The organism is Curtobacterium sp. MCBD17_030 (assembly GCF_003224255.1).
In the GTDB taxonomy this organism is placed as follows: domain Bacteria; phylum Actinomycetota; class Actinomycetes; order Actinomycetales; family Microbacteriaceae; genus Curtobacterium.
Genome location: NZ_QKLI01000019.1, coordinates 1 through 20,461 on the forward strand (window position 1 = coordinate 1; position 20,461 = coordinate 20,461).

Below are 20,461 nucleotides of genomic sequence, written 5' to 3' on the forward strand. Positions count from 1 at the left end.
AGGTCAATAAAATTGGCATTGACAATGTGCACGCTGTTGAGTTCTCAAGGACCAGACGCACTCCCCACCCAACACCATCACGATGTCACGCCAGAGAGGCTGTCGTTCTCGAACCCACCGGATGACCGACACGAAGTCGACACCTGATCGATGGGGGTGGTTGCTGGAGCCGGATCCCGTCCGGACTGCATCTCCGGGCTGTTCACCCGGTGACCGTCTCGGCCGTTCCGTTCCGCCTCAGCGGCAACGAGTGATTACTCTACACACGGTCCGAGGGCCTGCCAACCAGGTCCGATCCCGGGCGTGTCGTGCCGTCCGTCCATGCCGAGCAGCGACGAAACCAGGCCGGCCTCGAGACGGACGGAGGCCCGACACCATGACGGTGTCGGGCCTCCAGGTCGGCTCCGGGCGCTCAGTGCCGGGCGATGACCGGGTTGCGGAGCGAACCGATGCCGGAGATCGTGACCTCCACCACCTCGCCGTCGCGGATCTGCCCGACGCCGGCGGGGGTCCCGGTGAGGATGACGTCGCCGGGCAGCAGCGTCCAGATCGACGAGATGAACTCGATCAACGTCGGGATGTCGTGGATCATCTCGTTCGTGGAGGCTGCCTGGCGGAGGTCGCCGTCGACGCGCGTCTCGAGCCGGATGTCGGACGGGTCGATCTCCGTCTCGATGACCGGGCCGAGCGGGCAGAACGTGTCGAACCCCTTCGCTCGCGCCCACTGACCGTCGCGAGCCTGCAGGTCGCGCGCGGTGACGTCGTTCGCGATCGTGTACCCGAGGATCACGCTCGCGAAGTCCTCCTTCGCCACGTTCTTGGCGAGGGAGCCGACCACGATGGCCAGCTCGCCCTCGTGGTCGACGCGGCCGATGTCGGCGGGCAGACGGATCGGGTCCTCGGGGCCGATCACCGAGGTGTTCGGCTTGAGGAACACGACAGGGTCGTCCGCGGTCCGCTCCTCCATCTCCGAGACGTGCTCGGCGTAGTTGAGGCCGACTCCGATCACCTTCGACCGCGGGATGACGGGGGCGAGCAGCTTCGCGTCCTTCAGGGACACCCGCTCCCCCGTCGTCTCGAAGCCCTGGTACATCGGGTCGCCGGCGAGCACCACCAGTGCGCGCTCGTCGAGGATGCCGTAGCGGGGGTCCTCCCCCTCGGTGCTGAACCGTGCGATCTTCACGGGTCGACCCTACTCAGCGCTCGGCGTCGGGTCCGTGAGCCGGACCATCCAGCCGTGCGGGTCGGGGCGGCGGCCGTACTGGATGTCCGTCAGTTCCTCGCGCAGGGACATCGTCAGTTCTCCGGCCCCGGTCGTCGGCGAGCCGATGGTGAAGCCGTCACCGCGCAGTTCCGCGATCGGGGTGACGACCGCGGCGGTGCCACACGCGAACGCTTCGGTGATGGTGCCGTCGGCGACTCCGTCGCGCCACTCGGCGAGGGACACCGCACGACGTTCCACGCTGAGACCGCGGTCGAGTGCGAGCTGCAGGATCGAGTCCCGGGTGATGCCTTCGAGGATCGAGTCCGAGTCCGGCGTGACGAGCGTGCCGTCGGAGCGCACCAGGACGACGTTCATGCCGCCGAGCTCCTCCAGGTACTCGCCCTTCTCGGAGTCCAGGAACATCACCTGCTGGCAACCGTGTTCGTACGCCTCCTGCTGCGGCAGCAACGACGCCGCGTAGTTGCCACCGGTCTTCGCGGCTCCGGTGCCGCCCCGGGCGGCGCGGGCGTACTGCGTCGAGAGCCAGATCGACACCGGCTTCGGGCCGGACGTGAAGTACGGGCCCGCCGGACTCGCGATGCAGTGGTACTGCACCTCGTTCGCAGCACGGACACCGAGGAACGACTCGGTCGCGATCATGAAGGGGCGGAGGTACAGGCTCGTCTCCGGAGCGGACGGCACCCAGTCCTGGTCCGCCGCGACGAGCCGGCGGATCGACTCGACGAACACCGATTCGGGCAGCTCCGGCAGCGCGAGCCGACGGGCGGAGCGGGCGAACCGACGGGCGTTCGCGTCCGGACGGAACGCCCAGATGGAACCGTCGGCGTGCCGGTAGGCCTTCATGCCCTCGAAGATCTCCTGCGCGTAGTGCAGGACACTCGCACTCGGATCCAGGGAGAGCGGTCCGTACGCGTGGACCGAGGCGTCGTGCCAGCCGTCGTCGATCGTCCACTCCACCGAGGCCATGTGGTCCGTGAAGTGCTTGCCGAACCCGGGGTCGGCGAGGATCTCCTCGCGCTCGGCGGCGGCACGGCGCTCCGGAGACGGGGTCGTCGAGAAGTCGAGGGCGAAGTCGGTGTCGGTGGTCTCGGTGGTGCTGTCGCTCATGCGGGTGGCTCCTGTCAGGCCGTGGTGGTGCGTGCGGCTGCCGCGGCTCCGGCGATGGCGTCGCCGATCTGGGCCGTGGACCGTCGGGTGGTGCCCCGGCTGGCGAGGTCGGCCTCCACCGCGCGGGTCACCGCGCCCGCCAGGTCCGCCCGGCCGACGTGGTCGAGCAGCAGGGCGACCGAGAGGACCGCGGCGGTGGGGTCGGCGGACTGCTGGCCGGCGATGTCCGGTGCGGACCCGTGGACCGGCTCGAACATGCTGGGGAAGGTGCCGTCGGGGTTGAGGTTGCCGGAGGCCGCGAGGCCGATGCCACCGCTGATGGCGCCGGCGAGGTCGGTGATGATGTCGCCGAAGAGGTTGTCGGTGACGATGACGTCGAACCGGGAGGGCTCGCGCACCATGTGGATGGTGACCGCGTCCACGTGCTGGTAGTCGACCGCCACCTCCGGGTACTCGGCACCGACCGCGGCGACGGTCCGCTGCCAGAGCGAGCCGGCGTGCACCAGGACGTTGCTCTTGTGCACCAGGGTCAGGTGCTTCCGCGGGCGCCGCATCGCGAGGTCGAAGGCGTACCGCACGACCCGTTCGACACCGTGCGCGGTGTTGAGCGAGACCTCGGTGGCGATCTCGTGCGGGGTGGCGACCCGGATGGCGCCGCCGTTGCCGACGTACGGGCCCTCGGTTCCCTCGCGGACGACGACGAAGTCCACCTCGCCCGGGTCGGCGAGGGGCGAACCGACCGCCGCGTGCACCTTGGTCGGCCGCAGGTTGACGTAGTGGTCGAACGCGAACCGCAGCTTCAGCAGCAGGCCGCGCTCGATGATGCCCCCGGCGAGGCGCGGGTCACGAGGGTCACCGCCGACGGCGCCGAGCAGGATCGCGTCATGTCCCGCCAGCGCCGCCAGGTCGTCGTCGGTGAGGATGTCCCCGGTCGCCAGGAAGCGCTCGGCTCCCAGCGAGAACGGGGTCTCCTGCACGTCGAGGTCACCGTCGGTCACCGCGTGCAGGACCTTCAGTGCTTCGTCCACGACCTCCGGGCCGATGCCGTCGCCACGGATGACGGCCAACCTGAGCGTCTGCGACATGAGGGTCTCCTAGAGCGTGATGTCGATCTCACGCAGCGAGGCTGCGTCGATCGTCGAGCGGACGTGCTCGAGGACGTCGTCCGGCACCGGCGAGTCGACGGTCAGCACGCTGAGCGCCTCACCGCCGGCGGACTGACGGGCGATCTGCATCGCGGCGATGTTGATCCCCGCCTCACCGAACTCCTTGCCGTAGACCGCGACGATGCCCGGACGGTCCGTGTACGCCATCACGACGTGGTGCTTGTCGAGGGCGACCTCGACGTCGTACCCGTTGATCTCGACGAGCTTCTCGACCTGCTTCGGGCCGGTGAGGGTGCCCGAGACGCTGATCGCCGGGCCGTCCGACTGGGCACCGCGGATCGTGAGGAGGTTGCGGTACTCGGGGCTGTCCGCGTCGGTGATGAGCCGGACGGTGACACCGCGCTGCTCGGCGATGAGCGGCGCGTTGACGTAGGACACCTGATCGCTGACGACGTCGGTGAACACGCCCTTCAGCGCCGCGAGCTTCAGCACGCTGACGTCGTACGCGGCGAGCTCGCCGTGCACCTCGACGTCGATGCTCGTCACGGGCGAGGTCGCCATAGCCGTGAAGACCTGGCCGAGCTTCTCGACCAGCGGGATGCCCGGGCGGACGTACGGGTCGATGACACCACCGGCGACGTTGACCGCGTCGGGGACGAGCTCGCCGCCGAGCGCGAGGCGGACCGACTTGGCGACGGCGACACCGGCCTTCTCCTGCGCTTCGTCGGTGGAGGCACCGAGGTGCGGGGTCACGACGACGTTCGGCAGGGACACGAGCGCCGAGTCCTTCGGCGGCTCGGACACGAACACGTCGAGACCGGCGCCGGCGATGGTGTTCGACGTCAGCGCCCGGTGCAGCGCGTCCTCGTCGATGAGCCCGCCGCGGGCGACGTTCACGACGAAGGCGGTCGGCTTCATCAGCGCGAACTGCTCGTCGGAGATCATGCCCACCGTCTCGGGTGTCTTCGGCATGTGGATCGTGGTGAAGTCCGCGCGCCGGAGCAGGTCCTCGAGCGAGACGAGTTCGACGCCGAGCTGCTGGGCGCGGGCCGAGGTCACGTAGGGGTCGTACGCGATGACCGAGACGCCGAACGCCTGCAGACGCTGGGTGATCAGGGCACCGATGCGGCCGAGGCCGATGATGCCGACCGTCTTCTCGTAGAGCTCGACACCGGTGTACGACGACCGCTTCCAGGCACCGGCAGCCAGCGACGCGTGCGCTGCCGGGATGTGGCGGGCGAGCGACAGGATGTGCCCGACCGTCAGCTCGGCCGCGGAGATGATGTTGGACGTCGGCGCGTTGACGACCATCACGCCGGCGGTCGTCGCCGCCTTGATGTCGACGTTGTCGAGGCCGACGCCGGCACGGGCGATGACCTTGAGCTCCGGGGCCGCGGCGATCGCCTCGGCGTCGACCTTGGTCGCGGAGCGCACCAGGATCGCGTGCGCGTCGGACAGCGCCCCGAGCAGCGCTGGACGGTCGGTACCGTCCACGTTCCTGATCTCGAAGTCGGGCCCGAGGGCGTCGACGGTGGCGGGCGAGAGTTCTTCGGCGATCAAGACGACCGGCTTCGACACGACTGCGGTTCCTCACACGAGACGGGTGGTGTACCACCACCCTACCGACGGCCGGACCCGGTTACGACGCCGGGAGCGGGTCAGAGCTCGACGAGGCTCGGCACGTAGAGCTGCAGCGTGAGCCACAGCGCCCCCGCGGCGGCGAAGGCGACGACGAGCACCGCGACGGTCATGACCGCCGTCGACCGTCGGGTCACCCACACGCCGACCGCGTACGCGAGTGGCGGGATGAGGACGTCGAGGACCAGCCACACCCACGGCACGGATCGCTGCAGGGACGCTCCACCGGCGGACCCGACGAACTCGTTGAACTTCTGCAGCTTGTCGGTGATCACCACGAAGTTGCCGACGCTCTGCGCGGTCATGTAGGCGAACAGCGCCGCGAAGAACACCCAGACGACGATCCGTCCGGCCAGTGCTCCTGGGGTGCGGGACCCGCCAGCGGGGCGCTCGACGGCGCTCACCCGAAGCTCCGCGTCATCAGGAACGGCCACGGGAACAGGACGACGGCGCCGAGCAGCATCCAGAGCAACCGCGTGCGCGTGCTGCGGGTGCGGGCGACCCAGATCACCACGGCGAACCAGAGCGCCGGCGCGACGATCGCCAGGAAACGGAGCAGCGTGACGAAGCCGGACAGCACCGCGTCGGTCGTCGACAGGTAGCTGGTCGAGGCCGTGAGCAGCCACGCGACGGTGTAGAGCAGGTACAGCCCGCCGAAGACACCGAACCCGATGAGCGCCCCGGACGTCTCGGGCGCGTCGGGATCACGGGAGTCCCGTTCCTTGACGGCGATCGGGTTGCGCGCGGCGTCGACGTGCGTCGCGTCCTCGGCGTCATCCCACGACAGGGCGGCGTCGTCGTCGGCTTCGCGCGCCTCGGTCATGCCGTCGATCCTACGAGGGTCGCCGCTCATGCCTGCGCGGGCTGGGTCTCGAGGACACCGGCGACGACGTCGCGGACGGCCGGGAACAGCGGATGGCCCTCCATGAGTCCGGTCAGGATCTCGGTCAGGGCGTGCGCGGTGGCACCGGAGCGGAGCAGGGCGTGCAGCTCGATCGACTCGGGGTCGTCCTGGTCGTCGAACTCCAGCGCGACGCGGACCGCACCGATGAGGTGGTCGACGGGCAGGCCGCGCTCGGCGAGCTGCGCGGCCGGGCCGATGAAGCGTTCACGACGACCGAGCTTGCGGAGCGGGTTGCGACCGACACGACGGGTGGTGTCGGGCAGGAGCGGGTTCGCGATGCGGGTCAGGTTCGCCGCGACGTAGCGGGCGTGGTCCGCCGGGTCGAAGCCGTGCTTCGCGACGAGCAGCGCGGTCGTCTCCGCGAGCACCCCGTCCACCTCAGCCCGCACGTCCGGGTCCTGCAGGGCCTCCCGGATGAGCCCGATGCCGCGGACCCAGCCGTGGTACGCGGCGGCTCCGTGCGCCGTGTTGACGGTGTAGAGCTTCCGCTCCACGAACGGCTGCAGGTCGTCGACCCAGGTCACGCCGTCGATGACGGGAGGCTCGGAGCCGGTCCCGGCGAACGGCGTGCGCTCGATGACCCACTCGTAGAACGGTTCGAGGACGACGTCGAGGCCGCCGGACTGTCCGAGCACCCCGGACTGGTCGGGGACGATGCGGTCGATCGCGCAGTTGGCGAAGACGGCGGCGATGTCGCGGTCCTCGAGGATTGGCGCGCGTCGGATGCTGGCGTGCAGCGAGTCGGTGGCGTTGAAGGCGTTCTCGCAGGCCACGATCGTGACGCCGCCGCGGTCGATCGGGCGTGCGGCCAGCCCCTCCGCGATGAGCGGCGCCACGAGGGGCAGGGTGCGTGCGCCGACGGCCGTCGTGACGACGTCGGCGTCGGCGATCGCCTGCACGACGCGGTCACGGTCGGTCTTGCTGTTCAGCGCACGGAACCCGTGGACCAGGTGCTCGACGGGCATCTCACCGACCTCGTGCACCACGAACCGGCCGGCTTCGTTGAGGGCGGAGACCACACGCTCGTCGACGTCGACGAAGGTGAGGTCGTAGCCGCTCGCCACGAGGAACTGGCCCACGAACCCGCGCCCGATCTTGCCGGCGCCGATGTGGACCGCTCGTCTCGTCACCGCCATCGAACGATCATCCCATGCTCGACGGACCGTGCCTGCCACGGTGTGGAGAGGACGGAGGGGACGGCGACGGAGCGCGTCACGGCGCTGCGCTGACGTCCTCGGGAGACGTCGGGGTACTGGAGGAGCTGCTGCATGGTGTCCGGGTCACATCGAGAGGCGGCGGTGCAGTGCACCGCCGCCTCGCGGGTCGAGCTTGTCTCGGGCAGACTACCGCGCGGCCGAACCGTCGACGTAGTCCGAGTCGGCCTGCTTCCACGCGAAGAGCTTGCGGAGCTCGCGGCCGGTCGCCTCGACCGGGTGGCCCTCGCCCTTCTCGCGGAGGGCCGTGAACTCCGGCGCGCCGGCGTCCTGGTCCTCGATGAAGCGCTTCGCGAAGGTGCCGTCCTGGATGTCGGCGAGCACCGCCTTCATGTTCTCCTTGACCTCGGGCGAGATCACGCGCGGGCCGGAGACGTAGTCACCGAACTCGGCCGTGTCGGAGATCGACCAGCGCTGCTTGGTGAGGCCGCCCTCCCAGATCAGGTCGACGATCAGCTTGAGCTCGTGCAGGACCTCGAAGTAGGCGATCTGCGGCTGGTACCCGGCCTCGACCAGGGTCTCGAAGCCGTACTGGATCAGCTGCGAGGTGCCACCGCAGAGGACGGCCTGCTCGCCGAACAGGTCCGTCTCGGTCTCCTCGGTGAAGGTCGTCTTGATACCGCCGGAGCGCAGGCCGCCGATGGCCTTCGAGTAGGACCAGGCGAGGTCCCAGGCGCTGCCCGAGGCGTCGACCTCGACCGCGACGATCACGGGGACGCCGCGGCCGGCCTCGTACTCGCGACGCACCGTGTGGCCCGGGCCCTTCGGCGCGACGAGCGACACGTCGACGCCCTCGGGGGCCTCGATGTAGCCGTAGCGGATGTTGAAGCCGTGGCCGAAGACGAGGGTCGCGCCCTGCTTGAGGTTCGGGGCGATGTCGTCCTTGTAGACGATGCGCTGGACCTGGTCCGGCGCGAGGATGACGACGACGTCGGCCCAGGCGGTGGCGTCGGCGGGCGTGTGGACCTCGAAGCCGGCCTCTTCGGCCTTCTGGCGGCTCTTCGAGCCCTCCTTGAGGCCGATCTTGACCTCGACGCCGGAGTCGCGGAGGTTGAGTGCGTGGGCGTGGCCCTGCGAGCCGTAGCCGATGACGGCGACCTTCTTGCCCTGGATGAGGCTCAGGTCGGCGTCGGCGTCGTACACGATGTCAGTCACGGTGCGTGGTCTCCTTGGTTGGGGTGTCTGGGGCGACCGGTGCTCAGCGCACCCGGTCGGTGATGCTCTTCGGTCCGCGGCCCATGCCGAGGAGTCCGGCGCGGGCCAGCTCCTTGATGCCGTAGGGCTCGAGGACGCGCAGGATCGCCTGGATCTTGCCGGGGTCACCGGTCACCTCGACGACGAGCGAGTCGGTGGCGACGTCGACGACCTGCGCCCGGAAGAGCGTCACGGCGTCGAGCACCGCGGACCGGGTCTGGTTGTCGACCCGCACCTTGACGAGCATGTGTTCGCGCTGCACCGACTGGGGGAAGTCGAGCTCCACGATCTTGATGACGTTGACGAGCTTGTTGAGCTGCTTCGTCACCTGCTCGAGCGGGAGGTCCTCGACGTCCACCACGACGGTGATGCGGCTGAGGCCGTCCACCTCGGTGTTGCCGACGGCGAGGGACTCGATGTTGAAACCGCGCCGGGCGAACAGGCCGGCGACGCGGGTCAGCAGACCCGGCTTGTCCTCGACGAGGAGGGACAGGACGTGGCTCATGCGGGCTCCCCCGTCATGTCAGCGTCCTCGTCGTCCCACGTCGGGGCGAGGTCGCGGGCGTACTGGATGGACGAGTTGCCGATCCCCTGCGGGACCATCGGCCAGACCATCGAGTCGCGGCTGACCACGAAGTCGATGACCACCGGGCGGTCGTTGGTGTCGAGCGCGAGCTGGATGGCCGCGTCGACGTCCTCGGCCTTCTCGACCCGGATCCCGAGCGCCCCGTACGCGTCCGCGAGCTTCACGAAGTCCGGGACCCGACGGGTGCCGTGGCCGGTCTGCAGGTCCGTGAACGAGTGGCGCCCGTCGTAGAACAGCGTCTGCCACTGCCGCACCATGCCGAGCGAGGAGTTGTTGATGATCGCGACCTTGATCGGGATGTCGTTGATGACGCAGGTCGCGAGTTCCTGGTTCGTCATCTGGAAGCAGCCGTCGCCGTCGATCGCCCACACCACCCGGTCGGGCTGGGCGACCTTGGCGCCCATGGCCGCCGGGACCGAGTAGCCCATCGTGCCAGCGCCGCCGGAGTTCAGCCATGCGTTCGGGCGCTCGTACTGGATGAACTGCGCGGACCACATCTGGTGCTGACCGACACCGGAGGCGAAGACACCCTCGGGCCCGGTCATCTCACCGATGCGCTTGATGATCGCCTGCGGTGCGAGCAGTCCGTCGGTCGGCTCGGTGTAGCCGAGCGGGAAGTCCTCGAGCAGCTGGTTGAGGTGCGCCCACCAGTCCGCGGTGGAGGCTCGTTGGTCGACCGGCACGTCGGCCCACGCCGCCACGAGGTCGACGAGGACCTCTTTCGCGTCACCGACGATCGGGACGTCGGCGTACCGGATCTTCGAGATCTCGGCCGGGTCGATGTCCACGTGCACGACCTTGGCGTGCGGAGCGAAGTCGTCGACCTTGCCCGTGACACGGTCGTCGAAGCGGGCGCCGAGCGCGATGATCAGGTCGCTCTCCTGCAGCCCGAGCACCGCCGGCACCGTGCCGTGCATGCCCGGCATGCCGAGGTGCTGCGCGTGCGAGTCGGGGAAGGCGCCTCGAGCCATCAGCGTCGTCACGACCGGGGCGCCGGTGGCCTCGGCGAACGCCAGGAGCTCCGCGGACGCGCCGGACCGGATCACGCCGCCACCGACGTAGAGCACGGGGCGGTTCGACTCGGCGAGCAGCTGGGCCGCGGCGGTGATCTGCTTGCCGTGCGCCTTCGTGACCGGGCGGTACCCGGGGAGGTCGAGCTTCGGTGGCCAGATGTACGGCGCCGACTTCTGCTGGGCGTCCTTGGTGATGTCGACGAGCACCGGGCCGGGCCGGCCCGTCGTCGCGATCAGGTGCGCCGCCGCGAGCGTCGCGGGGACGTCCTCGGGCTTGGTGACCAGGAACGAATGCTTCGTGATCGGCATCGTGATGCCGACGATGTCGGCCTCCTGGAAGGCGTCGGTGCCCATCAGCGTCGAGAACACCTGGCCGGTGATGGCGATGAACGGCACCGAGTCCATGTAGGCGTCGGCGATGGCGGTGACGAGGTTCGTCGCGCCGGGGCCGGAGGTGGCGATGGCGACGCCGACCTTGCCGGACGAGGACGCGTAGCCCTCGGCGGCGTGACCGGCGCCCTGCTCGTGCCGGACCAGGATGTGACGGATCGTCGTCGACGCCATGAGCTCGTCGTAGAACGGGATGATCGCGCCGCCGGGGAGGCCGAAGACGTCGGTGATCCCGAGGTGCTCGAGCGTCCGCAGGACGGCTCCCGAGCCGGTCAGGACCTCCGGCGAACGACGTGCTCCGGCAGCGGACAGCGGTGTGGCTTCCGTGGGCATGAACGGTTCCTTGCCTGGAGGGATGGCGATTTTGCGGGGTGTCGACGTCAGCCCGTGACCGCGCCGGTGGCAGCGGACTGGACGAGCTTGGCGTACTTCGCGAGGACTCCGCGGGTGTAGCGCGGGGGCAACGGAGCCCAGCCGTCACGGCGGGCTTCCAACTCGCCCGGGTCGACCAGTAGGTCGAGCGAGCGAGCGGGGATGTCGACACGGATGCGGTCGCCATCGCGCACGAACGCCACTGGACCTGCGTCCACGGCTTCCGGTGCGATGTGGCCGATGCAGAGGCCGGTTGTGCCGCCTGAGAATCGACCGTCCGTCAAGAGTAGTACATCCTTGCCCAGCCCCGCGCCCTTGATGGCCGCGGTGATGGCGAGCATCTCGCGCATGCCCGGTCCGCCCTTCGGGCCCTCGTAGCGGATGACCACCACGTCGCCCTTCTGGATCGTCCCCTCGGTGAGGGCGTCCATGGCGGCGCGCTCGCGGTCGAACACCCGCGCCGGCCCCTCGAACACGTCGGCGTCGAACCCGGCGGTCTTCACGACTGCGCCCTCCGGCGCGAACGAGCCCTGCAGGATCGTCAGGCCGCCGGTGGCGTGGATGGGGTTGTCGATCTTCCGGAAGACCTCGCCGTCGAGCTCCGGCGGGTCGATCTCGGCGAGGTTCTCGGCGACGGTCTTGCCGGTCACCGTCATGCAGTCGCCGTGCAGCAGGCCCGCGTCGAGCAGCGCCTTCATGATCACGGGGATGCCGCCGTTCCGGTCGACGTCCACCATGACGTACTTGCCGAACGGTTTCATGTCGGCCAGGTGCGGCACCGCGGCACCGATCCGGTTGAAGTCGTCGAGGGTGAGCTCGACCTCGGCCTCGTGCGCGATCGCGAGCAGGTGCAGCACCGCGTTCGTCGACCCGCCGAGGGCCATGAGCACGGTGATGGCGTTCTCGAACGCCTCGCGCGTCAGGATGTCGCGGGCGGTGATGCCCTTGCGGAGCAGGTTGACGACGGCTTCACCGGAGCGGTGCGCGTAGTAGTCGCGGCGGCGGTCGGCGCTCGGCGGCGCAGCGGAGCCCGGCAGCGACATGCCGAGCGCCTCGGCCAGGCTCGCCATCGTGTTGGCGGTGTACATCCCGCCGCAGGCGCCCTCGCCCGGGACGATCGCACACTCGATCTTCTTGAGCTCTTCCTCGCTCATGGTGCCGGCCTTGCATGCGCCGACGCCTTCGAAGGAGTCGATGATCGTGACTTCCTTCATCGTGCCGTCGGCCTGCTTGACGTAGCCCGGCATGACCGAACCCGCGTAGAGGAACACGCTCGACAGGTCCAGGCGCGCGGCGGCCATCAGCATGCCGGGCAGCGACTTGTCGCAGCCGGCGAGCAGCACGGTGCCGTCGAGGCGCTCGGCGCTCACGACGGTCTCGACGCTGTCCGCGATGACCTCACGCGAGACGAGCGAGAAGTGCATGCCCTCGTGGCCCATCGAGATGCCGTCGGACACCGAGATGGTGCCGAACTGCAGCGGGTACCCGCCGCCGCCGTGGACGCCTTCCTTGGCGCCCTGCGCGAGGCGGTCGAGGGACAGGTTGCAGGGGGTGATCTCGTTCCACGACGAGGCGATGCCGATCTGCGGCTTCTCCCAGTCCTCGTCGCCCATCCCGACGGCCCGCAGCATGCCACGCGAAGTGGTTGCTTCGATCCCGTCGGTGACGACCCGGCTACGCGGCTTCACGTCGATGTCAGGCATGTCCAGAGTCTAGGACCGTTTGGGATACCAATGGCGCAACACCATGCGTGCGCATGGTGTTGCCCCTGGCCGGGAGGCTCTGGTGCGTGCGCTCCCGGCCCCGGTTCAGCGCGTGGCCCGGAGGCGTGCCAGCTGCTTCAGGACGACGGTCAGTCCAGCAGGGTCGGCGACGCGGTGTCCGGCGAGCGTGTCGCCCTCCCCCACCTTCACGCCGACGTCCCCGTCGTGGAGCGCGCGGAAGCCGTCCTCGTCGGTCACGTCGTCGCCGGCGAAGAAGACCGCGTCCGCGCCACGGAGCTCCCGCAGGCGCTCGATCGCGTCGCCCTTGGTGACGTGCCGGACCGCGAACTCGACGATGTCCTTGCCACCGCGCTCCAGGACGTCGGGGTCCGCGTCGTGGGCCGCGCGGCTGGCGTCCGCGTTCGCCACAGCGGCCTCGTCCGCGCTCACCCGTCGTGTGTGCACGCCGTGACCGGCCGGCTTGTGCTCGATGACGACGCCCGGGTGCCGTGCGCCGACCTCGTCGAGCGCCGCACCGATGCGGGCCACCCGGGCGGACTCGTCCGCAGTGAGGGCGTCCTCGTCGTGGCCGTAGACCCGCCACTCGACGCCGTGCGAGCCGACGAGCGCCATGCCGTCCGGGGCGTGGGTCACCGCCGCGAGGCTGCCGAGCGGCCGTCCGGAGACGAGCACGACCTCGGTGTCCCGTGCCCGCTGCAGGGTGAGCACGGCGGCCCAGCTGCCGGGCAGGGCACCGACGTCGGCCGGGTCGTCGGCGAACGGTGCGAGCGTGCCGTCGAAGTCGAGTGCCACGAGCAGTCGCGGCGCAGCCGCGAGCGTCCCGAGGGCCTGCTCGAGACCGCCGTCCGTGGTCTGGTCAGTGCTCGTGGGCTCGTCACGCATCACGGTCCTCCCGGGTGTCCTCGGCGGCGCGGGCCTTCTGCGCGTCCTGGTCGAAGATCGACGTCCCGTCGGTCTGGGCCTCGCGGTGCGGCTCGCCCTGTTCGACCGACTCCGGGTCGATCTGAGCGCCCTTCGGAGCGTGCCGGTCGAGCGCCTCGAGGAACGAGCGCGACCACCGGGCCACGTCGTTGTCCTTCACGCGCTTGCGGAGAGCACGCATCCGGGTCGAGCGCTCACGGCGGGGCATCTCGATCGCTCGCTGGATCGAGTCCTTCAGCGCCCCGATGTCGTGCGGGTTGACGATCACGGCCTGCTTGAGCTCGTCGGCGGCACCGGCGAACTCGGACAGGATCAGGACGCCGTCGTTGTCGTGGCGGGACGCGACGTACTCCTTCGCGACCAGGTTCATGCCGTCGCGCAGCGCCGTGACGAGCATGATGTCGGCGGCCAGGTACAGCGCGACCATCTCCTCGCGCGGGTAGCCGTGGTGCAGGTAGGAGATCGGCTGGTGACCGATGACGCCGAGGTCGCCGTTGATCCGACCGACGCTCAGCTCGATCTCGTCGCGGAGCATCCGGTAGGTGTCGACGCGCTCGCGGCTCGGGCTCGCGACCTGGATGAGCGCGGCGTCCTCGACGGCGAGGCGCCCGTCCTCGACCAGTTCGCCGAACGCCTTGATGCGGTGTCGGATGCCCTTGGTGTAGTCGAGTCGGTCCACGCCGAGCAGGACGGTCTTCGGGTTGCCGAGTCCGTCGCGGATCTCCTTCGCGCGCTGCTGCACCTCCGGTCGTCGGGCGATCTCCTCGAAGCTCTCGGCGTCGATCGAGATCGGGAAGTGCCGGGCCTCGACGTGCCGGACCGTGATGCCCTTGCGGCTGCGCGGTGCCTTCGGGTCGTCGACGGGGACGTCCACCGTCGACCCCTTCGTCGTGTAGCCCTTGATGTGCCGCACCGCGCGGAGGAAGTCGCTGGCGTCGTCCTGCCGCTGGAACCCGATCACGTCGGCTCCGAGCAGGCCGTCCAGGATCTGGGCACGCCACGGCAGCTGCGCGTAGATGCCGACCGGCGGGAACGGGATGTGGTTGAAGAAGCCGATGGTCAGGTCCGGGCGGAGTGCACGGAGCAACGCCGGCACGAGTTGCAGCTGGTAGTCCTGCACCCAGACGATGCCGTCCTGCTCGGTGATCTCGGCGATCTGCTCCGCGAAGCGCTGGTTCACGCGCTTGTACGCGTTCCACCAGTCGCGGTGGTAGCTCGGGTGCTCGATCACGTCATGGTAGAGCGGCCACAGCGTGTCGTTGCTGAAGCCCTCGTAGTACTCCTGCACGTCGTCCGCGCTGAGCGGCACCGGCACGATGTGGATGCCCTCGTTGTCGAACGGCTCGACCGTGACGTCCGGCTGCCCGACCCAGCCGACCCAGGCGCCGTCGTTCGCGCGCATCACCGGCTCGAGTGCGGTGACGAGACCGCCCGGCGAGTGCCGCCAACCCTCGGTGCCGTCGTCTTCGACGACGCGGTCCACGGGGAGGCGGTTGGAGGCGACGACGAAGGCGTAGCGCGTGGTGTCGGTGCGGTCTGCGGGCATGGGTGGCGGGTGCTCCGTTCCTGCCCGGCGGCCTGCCGGGGCGTCGGCACCGAAACTACCAGCGCACGGGTGGCCCGGCTGAGGGGACGTTCACCCGCGCTCGGCCGGGAGGCCCGGGGGCGCGTCCGCCACGCAGCGCAGCGACACTAGGCTCAGCGCCATGGTGAGCACGCGTTGCTGGCAGGACGGTTCGTCGGCGGAGCGGGACTTCCCGGTCGAGCAGGTCTCGGACCTCGTCGCCCGCGACGGCGCCTTCGTCTGGGTGGACTTCACGGACCCGCAGGCGTCGGATCTCGAACAGGTCCAGGAGGAACTCGGCATCCACGCCCTCGCGGTGGAGGACGCCGTGGAGAGTGGGCAGCGCCCGAAGCTCGACCGGTACCGGGACGGCCTGTTCCTGGTGGTCTACGACGCACATGCTCCGGGGAAGGACGGCGAGCTCGTCACCCACGAGGTGAAGGCGTTCGTCACGCACCACGCCCTCGTCACCATCCACGGCCCCGACTTCGACACCGCCGCGGTGCAGCGCCGGTGGGACGCGAACAGCGACCTCGCCGACCACGGCGTCCCGTGGCTGCTGTGGGGTCTGCTCGACACCGTGGTCGACCACGCCACGAGCGTCCTCGAGACGATCGAGCGGGACATCGACGCGCTCGAGGACGACCTCTTCGAGAACGGCGACCCGCGCGAGCAGCAGATCCAGCGCCGGTCGTTCCGTCTGCGCAAGGCACTCGGGGTGCTCCGCCGACTCGTCGTCCCGACACGGGACAGTGTCGGCTCGCTGCTGCACGGGGACGCCGAGACGATCATCGACGGCGTCCGTCCGTACTTCCGGGACGTCGAGGACCACCTGGTGTCGATCGCCGACTCCGTCGATCAGCAGCGGGACGCGGTCTCGAGCGTCCTCGACACGAACCTCAACCTGGCGTCCAACCGGCAGAACACGGTGATGAAGAAGGTGACGAGCTGGGCGGCGATCATCGCGATCCCGACCGGCATCACGAGCTTCTTCGGGCAGAACGTGCAGTTCCCCGGCGAGGGCGAGTGGAGCGGGCTGTGGGCCTCGATCGCGCTCACCGTCGCGTCGTCACTGCTGCTCTACCGGTCGTTCAAGCACCGCGACTGGCTCTGACGCGGGACGCCGCACCCGCGCGCACAACCGTGGACGGGCCACCGCGCTCAGATCGCCAGCGCGAACACACCCGCCACGACCGTGAGCGGTGCCACCACGCACCCGAGCGCGAGGTAGCGCCCCCACGACAGGTGGATGCCCTCGGCGGTGAGCCGCGCGTGCCAGAGCAGCGTCGCGAGCGAGGCCCACGGTGTGACGAGGCAGCCCGCGTTCACGCCGACGAGCAGGGCCGCGTACCGCAGGGCCTCGTGCCCTGCCGCCGGCTCGAGCACGAGGTACGCGGGCAGGTTGTCGATCGCGTTCGCCGCGACCGCGCCCGCGCCGCCGAGGAGCAGCAGGGAGCCGCTGCCCGTGCCGCCGGCCAGGGCGTGCACGACGGGGTCGGAGACGCCGGTCGCGTGCAGGGTCTCGACGACGACGAAGAGCCCGGCGGCGAAGACGAGCGTCGACCACGGCACCCGGGAGGGCCTGAGTCCGGGCGGCGCCCGGAAGGCCGCGACGACGACGAGCAGGACGGCGGCGACGACGGCGGCCACCCAGACCTCGACCCCCGCGGTCAGGGCGACGACGAGGGCGACGAGCACCGCGGAGGCCGCCCAGAAGAACACCGGGTCGGCGGCCTTCCGCAGGCCGACCGACGTGTACCGGCCGGACAGCGAGCGGCGGAACACCACGAGCAGCACCGCGCAGGGCACCACGACCCCGGCGAGCGCCGCCCAGACCATCAGGCCGGCGAACGGCAACGGACCGTCCAGCCCGATCCGGTCTACGGCGAGCAGGTTGGTGAGGTTCGACACCGGCAGCAGCAGGGACGCGGTGTTCGCCAGCCAGACCGTGGTCAGGGCGAACGGCATCGGCGGCAGACCCACCCGGCGGGCGAGCGTGATGACGATCGGGGTGAGCAGCACCGCGGTGGTGTCGATCGACAGGAAGACGGTGCAGACCACGGCGAGCACGACGACGGCGCCCCACAGTCCGATGGTCCGACCGCCACCGATCCGGGCGGCGACGTCGGCCAGGCGGTCGAACACTCCGGCGTCCGCGGCGAGTTCGGAGACGACGGTCAGGCCCAGGACGAACCCGAGGACGGGCAGGACGCGGGCGGCGAGGGCGCCGAGTTCCGGCACCGGGAGCAGGCCGAGGGCGACGCACACCGCGCCGACGGCGAGCAGGACGGCTCCGATGACTGCTTGGCGCACGATGTGACTCCTCGGTGGTGAGCCGGAGTCCCTGTGCGCCCGGCGGCGCTCCAATGTAGCGCCCGGTAACGTGGCCAGGACGACGACAGGAGGAACCCGTGCGGAAGTTCATGTTCAGTGGTGCGGTGTGGGGCTCGCTCATCAGCGGCTACAGCGTGCTGCAGACGTCCAGGCGCGGTCCGCGCGACTGGCGGCTCGCCCTCACCTGGGTGGCCTGGCTCGCGACGACGATCGTGGCCGTGGGCACGGTCGTCGAGGACGACCGCGCGGTGAAGTCCAAGCAGCGCTAGTCGTGCCGGCGGTCGCGACGCGACCACCACGACGGACGGGAGGCCCGGTACCAGCTGGTACCGGGCCTCCCGTCCGTCGTGGTGGCGGCTCCGCGGCCGCGGCGCCTACCGGTGCTGGTCCTCGCTGTCCGGCGGGACCTCGTCGGGGCGGATGCCCGAGGTCCGGATCGGGCCGGTGAAGAGGGCGGAGCGCTCGTCGCCCTCGCCGAACAGCTGCGAGTCGTTCTCGCTCCGCGGCCCGCGCCGGGCCCTCGGTGTGGTGGTCGTCTCGGTGAGCTGCATGCGCTGCAGCGGGAGCGCCTCCGGGTGCTGCCGCTGCATCCACTCGACCATCTCCTCCCGGACGTAGCAGCGCAGGTCGAACAGACCGCCCGCGTCCGGCGCGGTCACGAGGATGCGGACCCGGACGAAGCCGCCCACGGCGTCCGTGACCTGGAGCACCTTGGTGCGGCCGTCCCAGATCGTGCTCGTGGCGAGGATCCGGTCGAGTTCCAGGCGCATCTCGGAGGGGCTGACCCGCCAGTCCAGGTCGAACTCGACCGCGCCGAGCAGTTCGCTGCTGGTCCGCGTCCAGTTCTCGAACGGGGTGCTGGTGAAGTACGTCGACGGCAGGACGAACCGGCGGTCGTCCCACAGGTGCACGACGACGTAGGTGAGGGTGATCTCCTCGATGCGGCCCCACTGCCCCTCGACCACGACGACGTCGTCCACCCGGATCGACCCGGAGAACGCGAGCTGCATGCCCGCGAACACGTTGCCGAGCATGGACTGGGCGGCGAGACCGGCGATCACCGAGAGGAGACCGGCGCTCGCGAGGACGCTGGCGCCGGCGGCCTCGACCCCGGGGAAGGTCAGCAGGATCGCGCCGACGGCGATGATGACGAGGACGGCGACGGTGAGCCGCCGGATGATGAGGACCTGCGTGCGGACCCGGCGTGCCACCCGGTTGTCCGGGACGTCGACGCGGTAGCGGTGCAACCCGAGGCTCTCGAGGAAGATCGCGAGCTCGCACGCCAGCCAGCAGCCGACGCCGATCATCGCGATGAGGAACACGTGCGAGACGTCGTCCCGCCAGGGGAAGCGGCGGAGGTCGTCCGGCACGCTCGTGGTGAACGCCGTCCAGAGCAGGGCGACGAGCAGGGTGGCGCGGGTCGGGTGTTTCGTCCGTCGCGAGAGCGCAGCCGCCCAGCGTTCCCGCCGGGCGAGTGCACGGAAGACCAGGTGCAGGACGAGTGCGGCTGCTGCCGTGACGAGCAGGGCGAACCCGATCGCGACGAGGAGTCGGAGGAGGATGTCCATCCCTCCATGGTGGCCCAGCAGACGTGCACCGGTAGCGTTCTCGCCATGACAGCGAAGAACGAAACGGGCGTTGACCGCGCTCCCGCGAACGACTTCTCGCACGAGCAAGAGGGCTACCAGCACGGGTTGAAGCCCCGCCAGCTGCAGATGATCGCCATCGGCGGCGCCATCGGCACGGGGCTCTTCCTCGGCGCCGGAGGCCGACTGCACACCGCGGGCCCGGCACTGGCGATCACCTACCTGATCGCCGGCGTCTTCGCCTTCTTCATCCTGCGGGCGCTCGGTGAACTCGTGCTGCACCGGCCGTCCTCCGGCTCGTTCATCTCGTACGCGCGCGAGTTCTACGGCGAGAAGTTCGCGTACGCCGCCGGCTGGATGTACTTCCTCAACTGGGCGATGACCTCGATCGTCGACACCACCGCGGTCGCGGTCTACCTGAAGTACTGGTCGGCGTTCACGGCGGCACCGCAGTGGTTGCTCGCCCTCATCGCACTGCTCGTCGTCCTCGCCGCCAACATGGTCGCGGTGAAGGTCTTCGGCGAGCTCGAGTTCTGGTTCGCACTCATCAAGGTCGCCGCCCTCGTCGCGTTCCTGGTGGTCGCGATCATCTGGCTCGTCTTCGCGTTCCCCGTCGAGGCCGGCGGCGAAGCCGTCCGCACCGGCTTCTCGATCTGGGGCGACAACGGCGGGATCCTGCCGAACGGGGTCCTGCCCGCAGTCCTGGTGATCCAGGGCGTCGTGTTCGCCTACGCCGCCATCGAGCTCGTCGGCACCGCGTCCGGTGAGACCCAGGACACCGAGAAGGTCATCCCCCGCGCCATCAACTCCGTCGTCTTCCGCATCGCGGTGTTCTACGTCGGCTCGATCGTGCTGCTGTCCATCCTGCTGCCGTACACCGCGTACAAGGAGGGCGAGAGCCCGTTCGTGACGTTCTTCTCGTCGATCGGGAACCCGCAGGTCGGCGTCGTCGTCGGGTCGATCATGAACTTCGTCGTGCTCACCGCGGCGCTGTCCTCGCTGAACGCCGGGCTGTACTCGACCGGCCGCGCGCTGCACTCGATGGGCATGAACGGGTCGGCACCGAAGTGGACCACGAAGATGTCGAAGGGCGGGGTGCCGTACGCCGGCATCCTGCTGACCGCCGCGTTCACCGTCGCCGGAGTCGTGCTCAACTACTTCGTCCCCGGGCAGGCGTTCGAGATCGCCCTGAACATCGCGAGCCTCGGCATCATCACGGCGTGGGGCACGATCATCCTCTGCCAGATGAAGCTGCGGCAGTGGGCCAAGCAGGGGCTCGCGAAGGAACCGACGTTCCGACTGCCCGGCGCACCGGTGACGAGCTGGCTGACCCTGGCGTTCCTCGCCTCGGTGGTCGTGCTCATGGCGATCGACTACCCGGTCGGGACGTACACGATCGCGTCCCTCGTGATCGTCATCCCGCTGCTCGTCGTCGGCTGGTTCCTGCAGCGTGACCGCATCCTGCGCATCGCCTCGCTGCGACAGGGCGTCACCGGGCCGTACCCGGTGAACGGTCGCGACCCGGCAGCACAGGTCCGTCGTCGTGACGGCGGCGACGGCGCCGACAGCGGCGCCTGACCGTC

General features: G+C 69.9%; 18 protein-coding genes. 3 read left to right on the forward strand and 15 right to left on the reverse strand.

Annotation, left to right across the window (positions count from 1 at the left end; genetic code table 11):
• Nucleotides 1-412: 412 nt before the first annotated feature.
• From DEI89_RS14040 to otsA, 13 genes are all read right to left on the reverse strand, one after another.
• Nucleotides 413-1,183, reverse strand: a complete 771-nt coding sequence (locus DEI89_RS14040) for a fumarylacetoacetate hydrolase family protein (protein ID WP_110904683.1) — start codon at nt 1,181-1,183, stop codon at nt 413-415.
• A gap of 9 nt (nt 1,184-1,192) precedes the next feature.
• Nucleotides 1,193-2,332: a branched-chain amino acid aminotransferase gene (locus DEI89_RS14045; protein ID WP_110904684.1), complete on the reverse strand. Its 1,140-nt coding sequence runs from the start codon at nt 2,330-2,332 to the stop codon at nt 1,193-1,195.
• A 14-nt stretch (nt 2,333-2,346) separates the two neighbouring features.
• A complete protein-coding gene (locus DEI89_RS14050; protein ID WP_110904685.1) occupies nt 2,347-3,417 on the reverse strand; it encodes a 3-isopropylmalate dehydrogenase in 1,071 nt (356 codons plus the stop codon).
• Nucleotides 3,418-3,426: 9 nt separating this feature from the next.
• Nucleotides 3,427-5,016 carry a phosphoglycerate dehydrogenase gene (gene serA / locus DEI89_RS14055; protein WP_110904686.1) on the reverse strand — a complete coding sequence of 530 codons (1,590 nt, stop codon included), beginning with the start codon at nt 5,014-5,016 and terminating at the stop codon, nt 3,427-3,429.
• An 80-nt stretch (nt 5,017-5,096) separates the two neighbouring features.
• Nucleotides 5,097-5,480 carry a hypothetical protein gene (locus tag DEI89_RS14060; protein ID WP_110904687.1) on the reverse strand — a complete coding sequence of 128 codons (384 nt, stop codon included), beginning with the start codon at nt 5,478-5,480 and terminating at the stop codon, nt 5,097-5,099.
• The gene (locus tag DEI89_RS14065) at nt 5,477-5,899 is read right to left on the reverse strand and encodes a hypothetical protein (protein WP_110904688.1); all 423 of its coding nucleotides are present in this window, start codon (nt 5,897-5,899) and stop codon (nt 5,477-5,479) included. The genes DEI89_RS14060 and DEI89_RS14065 overlap by 4 nt, the downstream gene beginning before the upstream one ends.
• A gap of 26 nt (nt 5,900-5,925) precedes the next feature.
• Nucleotides 5,926-7,116 (reverse strand): mannitol-1-phosphate 5-dehydrogenase, encoded by a 1,191-nt coding sequence (locus tag DEI89_RS14070; RefSeq protein ID WP_110904689.1) that lies wholly within the window; start codon nt 7,114-7,116, stop codon nt 5,926-5,928.
• A gap of 207 nt (nt 7,117-7,323) precedes the next feature.
• Nucleotides 7,324-8,349: a ketol-acid reductoisomerase gene (gene ilvC, locus DEI89_RS14075; protein ID WP_110904690.1), complete on the reverse strand. Its 1,026-nt coding sequence runs from the start codon at nt 8,347-8,349 to the stop codon at nt 7,324-7,326.
• A gap of 43 nt (nt 8,350-8,392) precedes the next feature.
• Nucleotides 8,393-8,893, reverse strand: a complete 501-nt coding sequence (ilvN, locus tag DEI89_RS14080) for an acetolactate synthase small subunit (RefSeq protein ID WP_110904691.1) — start codon at nt 8,891-8,893, stop codon at nt 8,393-8,395.
• On the reverse strand, nt 8,890-10,710 hold the full coding sequence (locus DEI89_RS14085; protein WP_110904692.1) for an acetolactate synthase large subunit: 1,821 nt from the start codon (nt 10,708-10,710) through the stop codon (nt 8,890-8,892). The genes ilvN and DEI89_RS14085 overlap by 4 nt, the downstream gene beginning before the upstream one ends.
• Nucleotides 10,711-10,757: 47 nt before the next feature.
• A complete protein-coding gene (gene ilvD / locus DEI89_RS14090) occupies nt 10,758-12,452 on the reverse strand; it encodes a dihydroxy-acid dehydratase (protein ID WP_110904693.1) in 1,695 nt (564 codons plus the stop codon).
• 105 nt (nt 12,453-12,557) lie between these two features.
• On the reverse strand, nt 12,558-13,355 hold the full coding sequence (gene otsB / locus DEI89_RS14095) for a trehalose-phosphatase (RefSeq protein WP_110904694.1): 798 nt from the start codon (nt 13,353-13,355) through the stop codon (nt 12,558-12,560).
• A complete protein-coding gene (otsA, locus tag DEI89_RS14100) occupies nt 13,348-14,940 on the reverse strand; it encodes an alpha,alpha-trehalose-phosphate synthase (UDP-forming) (protein WP_110904695.1) in 1,593 nt (530 codons plus the stop codon). The genes otsB and otsA overlap by 8 nt, the downstream gene beginning before the upstream one ends.
• Nucleotides 14,941-15,100: 160 nt before the next feature.
• Between otsA and DEI89_RS14105 the strand changes: the two genes are divergently transcribed.
• Nucleotides 15,101-16,072, forward strand: coding sequence for a magnesium transporter CorA family protein (locus tag DEI89_RS14105; protein WP_110904696.1), 972 nt, complete (start codon nt 15,101-15,103; stop codon nt 16,070-16,072).
• A gap of 47 nt (nt 16,073-16,119) precedes the next feature.
• Here the strand turns inward: DEI89_RS14105 and DEI89_RS14110 are convergent, their stop codons facing one another.
• Nucleotides 16,120-17,271: an SLC13 family permease gene (locus tag DEI89_RS14110; RefSeq protein ID WP_110904697.1), complete on the reverse strand. Its 1,152-nt coding sequence runs from the start codon at nt 17,269-17,271 to the stop codon at nt 16,120-16,122.
• A 98-nt stretch (nt 17,272-17,369) separates the two neighbouring features.
• On the opposite strand from DEI89_RS14110, the gene DEI89_RS14115 reads away from it, so the two are divergent.
• Nucleotides 17,370-17,561 carry a hypothetical protein gene (locus DEI89_RS14115; protein WP_110904698.1) on the forward strand — a complete coding sequence of 64 codons (192 nt, stop codon included), beginning with the start codon at nt 17,370-17,372 and terminating at the stop codon, nt 17,559-17,561.
• 105 nt (nt 17,562-17,666) lie between these two features.
• On the opposite strand, the gene DEI89_RS14120 is transcribed toward DEI89_RS14115, so the two are convergent.
• Nucleotides 17,667-18,860, reverse strand: coding sequence for a mechanosensitive ion channel family protein (locus tag DEI89_RS14120; RefSeq protein ID WP_181421675.1), 1,194 nt, complete (start codon nt 18,858-18,860; stop codon nt 17,667-17,669).
• A gap of 45 nt (nt 18,861-18,905) precedes the next feature.
• On the opposite strand from DEI89_RS14120, the gene DEI89_RS14125 reads away from it, so the two are divergent.
• Entirely contained in the window at nt 18,906-20,456 is a 1,551-nt protein-coding gene (locus DEI89_RS14125; RefSeq protein ID WP_110904699.1) for an amino acid permease, read from the forward strand.
• Nucleotides 20,457-20,461 lie beyond the last annotated feature (5 nt).

Bases quoted from the DNA above. Each gene is read 5' to 3' on its own strand.
- otsA (WP_110904695.1), bottom strand. From the start codon at position 14,940: ATGCCCGCAGACCGCACCGACACCACGCGCTACGCCTTCGTCGTCGCC.
- DEI89_RS14120 (WP_181421675.1), bottom strand. From the start codon at position 18,860: ATGGACATCCTCCTCCGACTCCTCGTCGCGATCGGGTTCGCCCTGCTC.
- ilvN (WP_110904691.1), bottom strand. From the start codon at position 8,893: ATGAGCCACGTCCTGTCCCTCCTCGTCGAGGACAAGCCGGGTCTGCTG.
- DEI89_RS14105 (WP_110904696.1), top strand. From the start codon at position 15,101: ATGGTGAGCACGCGTTGCTGGCAGGACGGTTCGTCGGCGGAGCGGGAC.
- DEI89_RS14125 (WP_110904699.1), top strand. From the start codon at position 18,906: ATGACAGCGAAGAACGAAACGGGCGTTGACCGCGCTCCCGCGAACGAC.
- DEI89_RS14085 (WP_110904692.1), bottom strand. From the start codon at position 10,710: ATGCCCACGGAAGCCACACCGCTGTCCGCTGCCGGAGCACGTCGTTCG.
- DEI89_RS14045 (WP_110904684.1), bottom strand. From the start codon at position 2,332: ATGAGCGACAGCACCACCGAGACCACCGACACCGACTTCGCCCTCGAC.
- ilvD (WP_110904693.1), bottom strand. From the start codon at position 12,452: ATGCCTGACATCGACGTGAAGCCGCGTAGCCGGGTCGTCACCGACGGG.
- DEI89_RS14065 (WP_110904688.1), bottom strand. From the start codon at position 5,899: ATGACCGAGGCGCGCGAAGCCGACGACGACGCCGCCCTGTCGTGGGAT.
- DEI89_RS14050 (WP_110904685.1), bottom strand. From the start codon at position 3,417: ATGTCGCAGACGCTCAGGTTGGCCGTCATCCGTGGCGACGGCATCGGC.
- otsB (WP_110904694.1), bottom strand. From the start codon at position 13,355: ATGCGTGACGAGCCCACGAGCACTGACCAGACCACGGACGGCGGTCTC.
- DEI89_RS14070 (WP_110904689.1), bottom strand. From the start codon at position 7,116: ATGGCGGTGACGAGACGAGCGGTCCACATCGGCGCCGGCAAGATCGGG.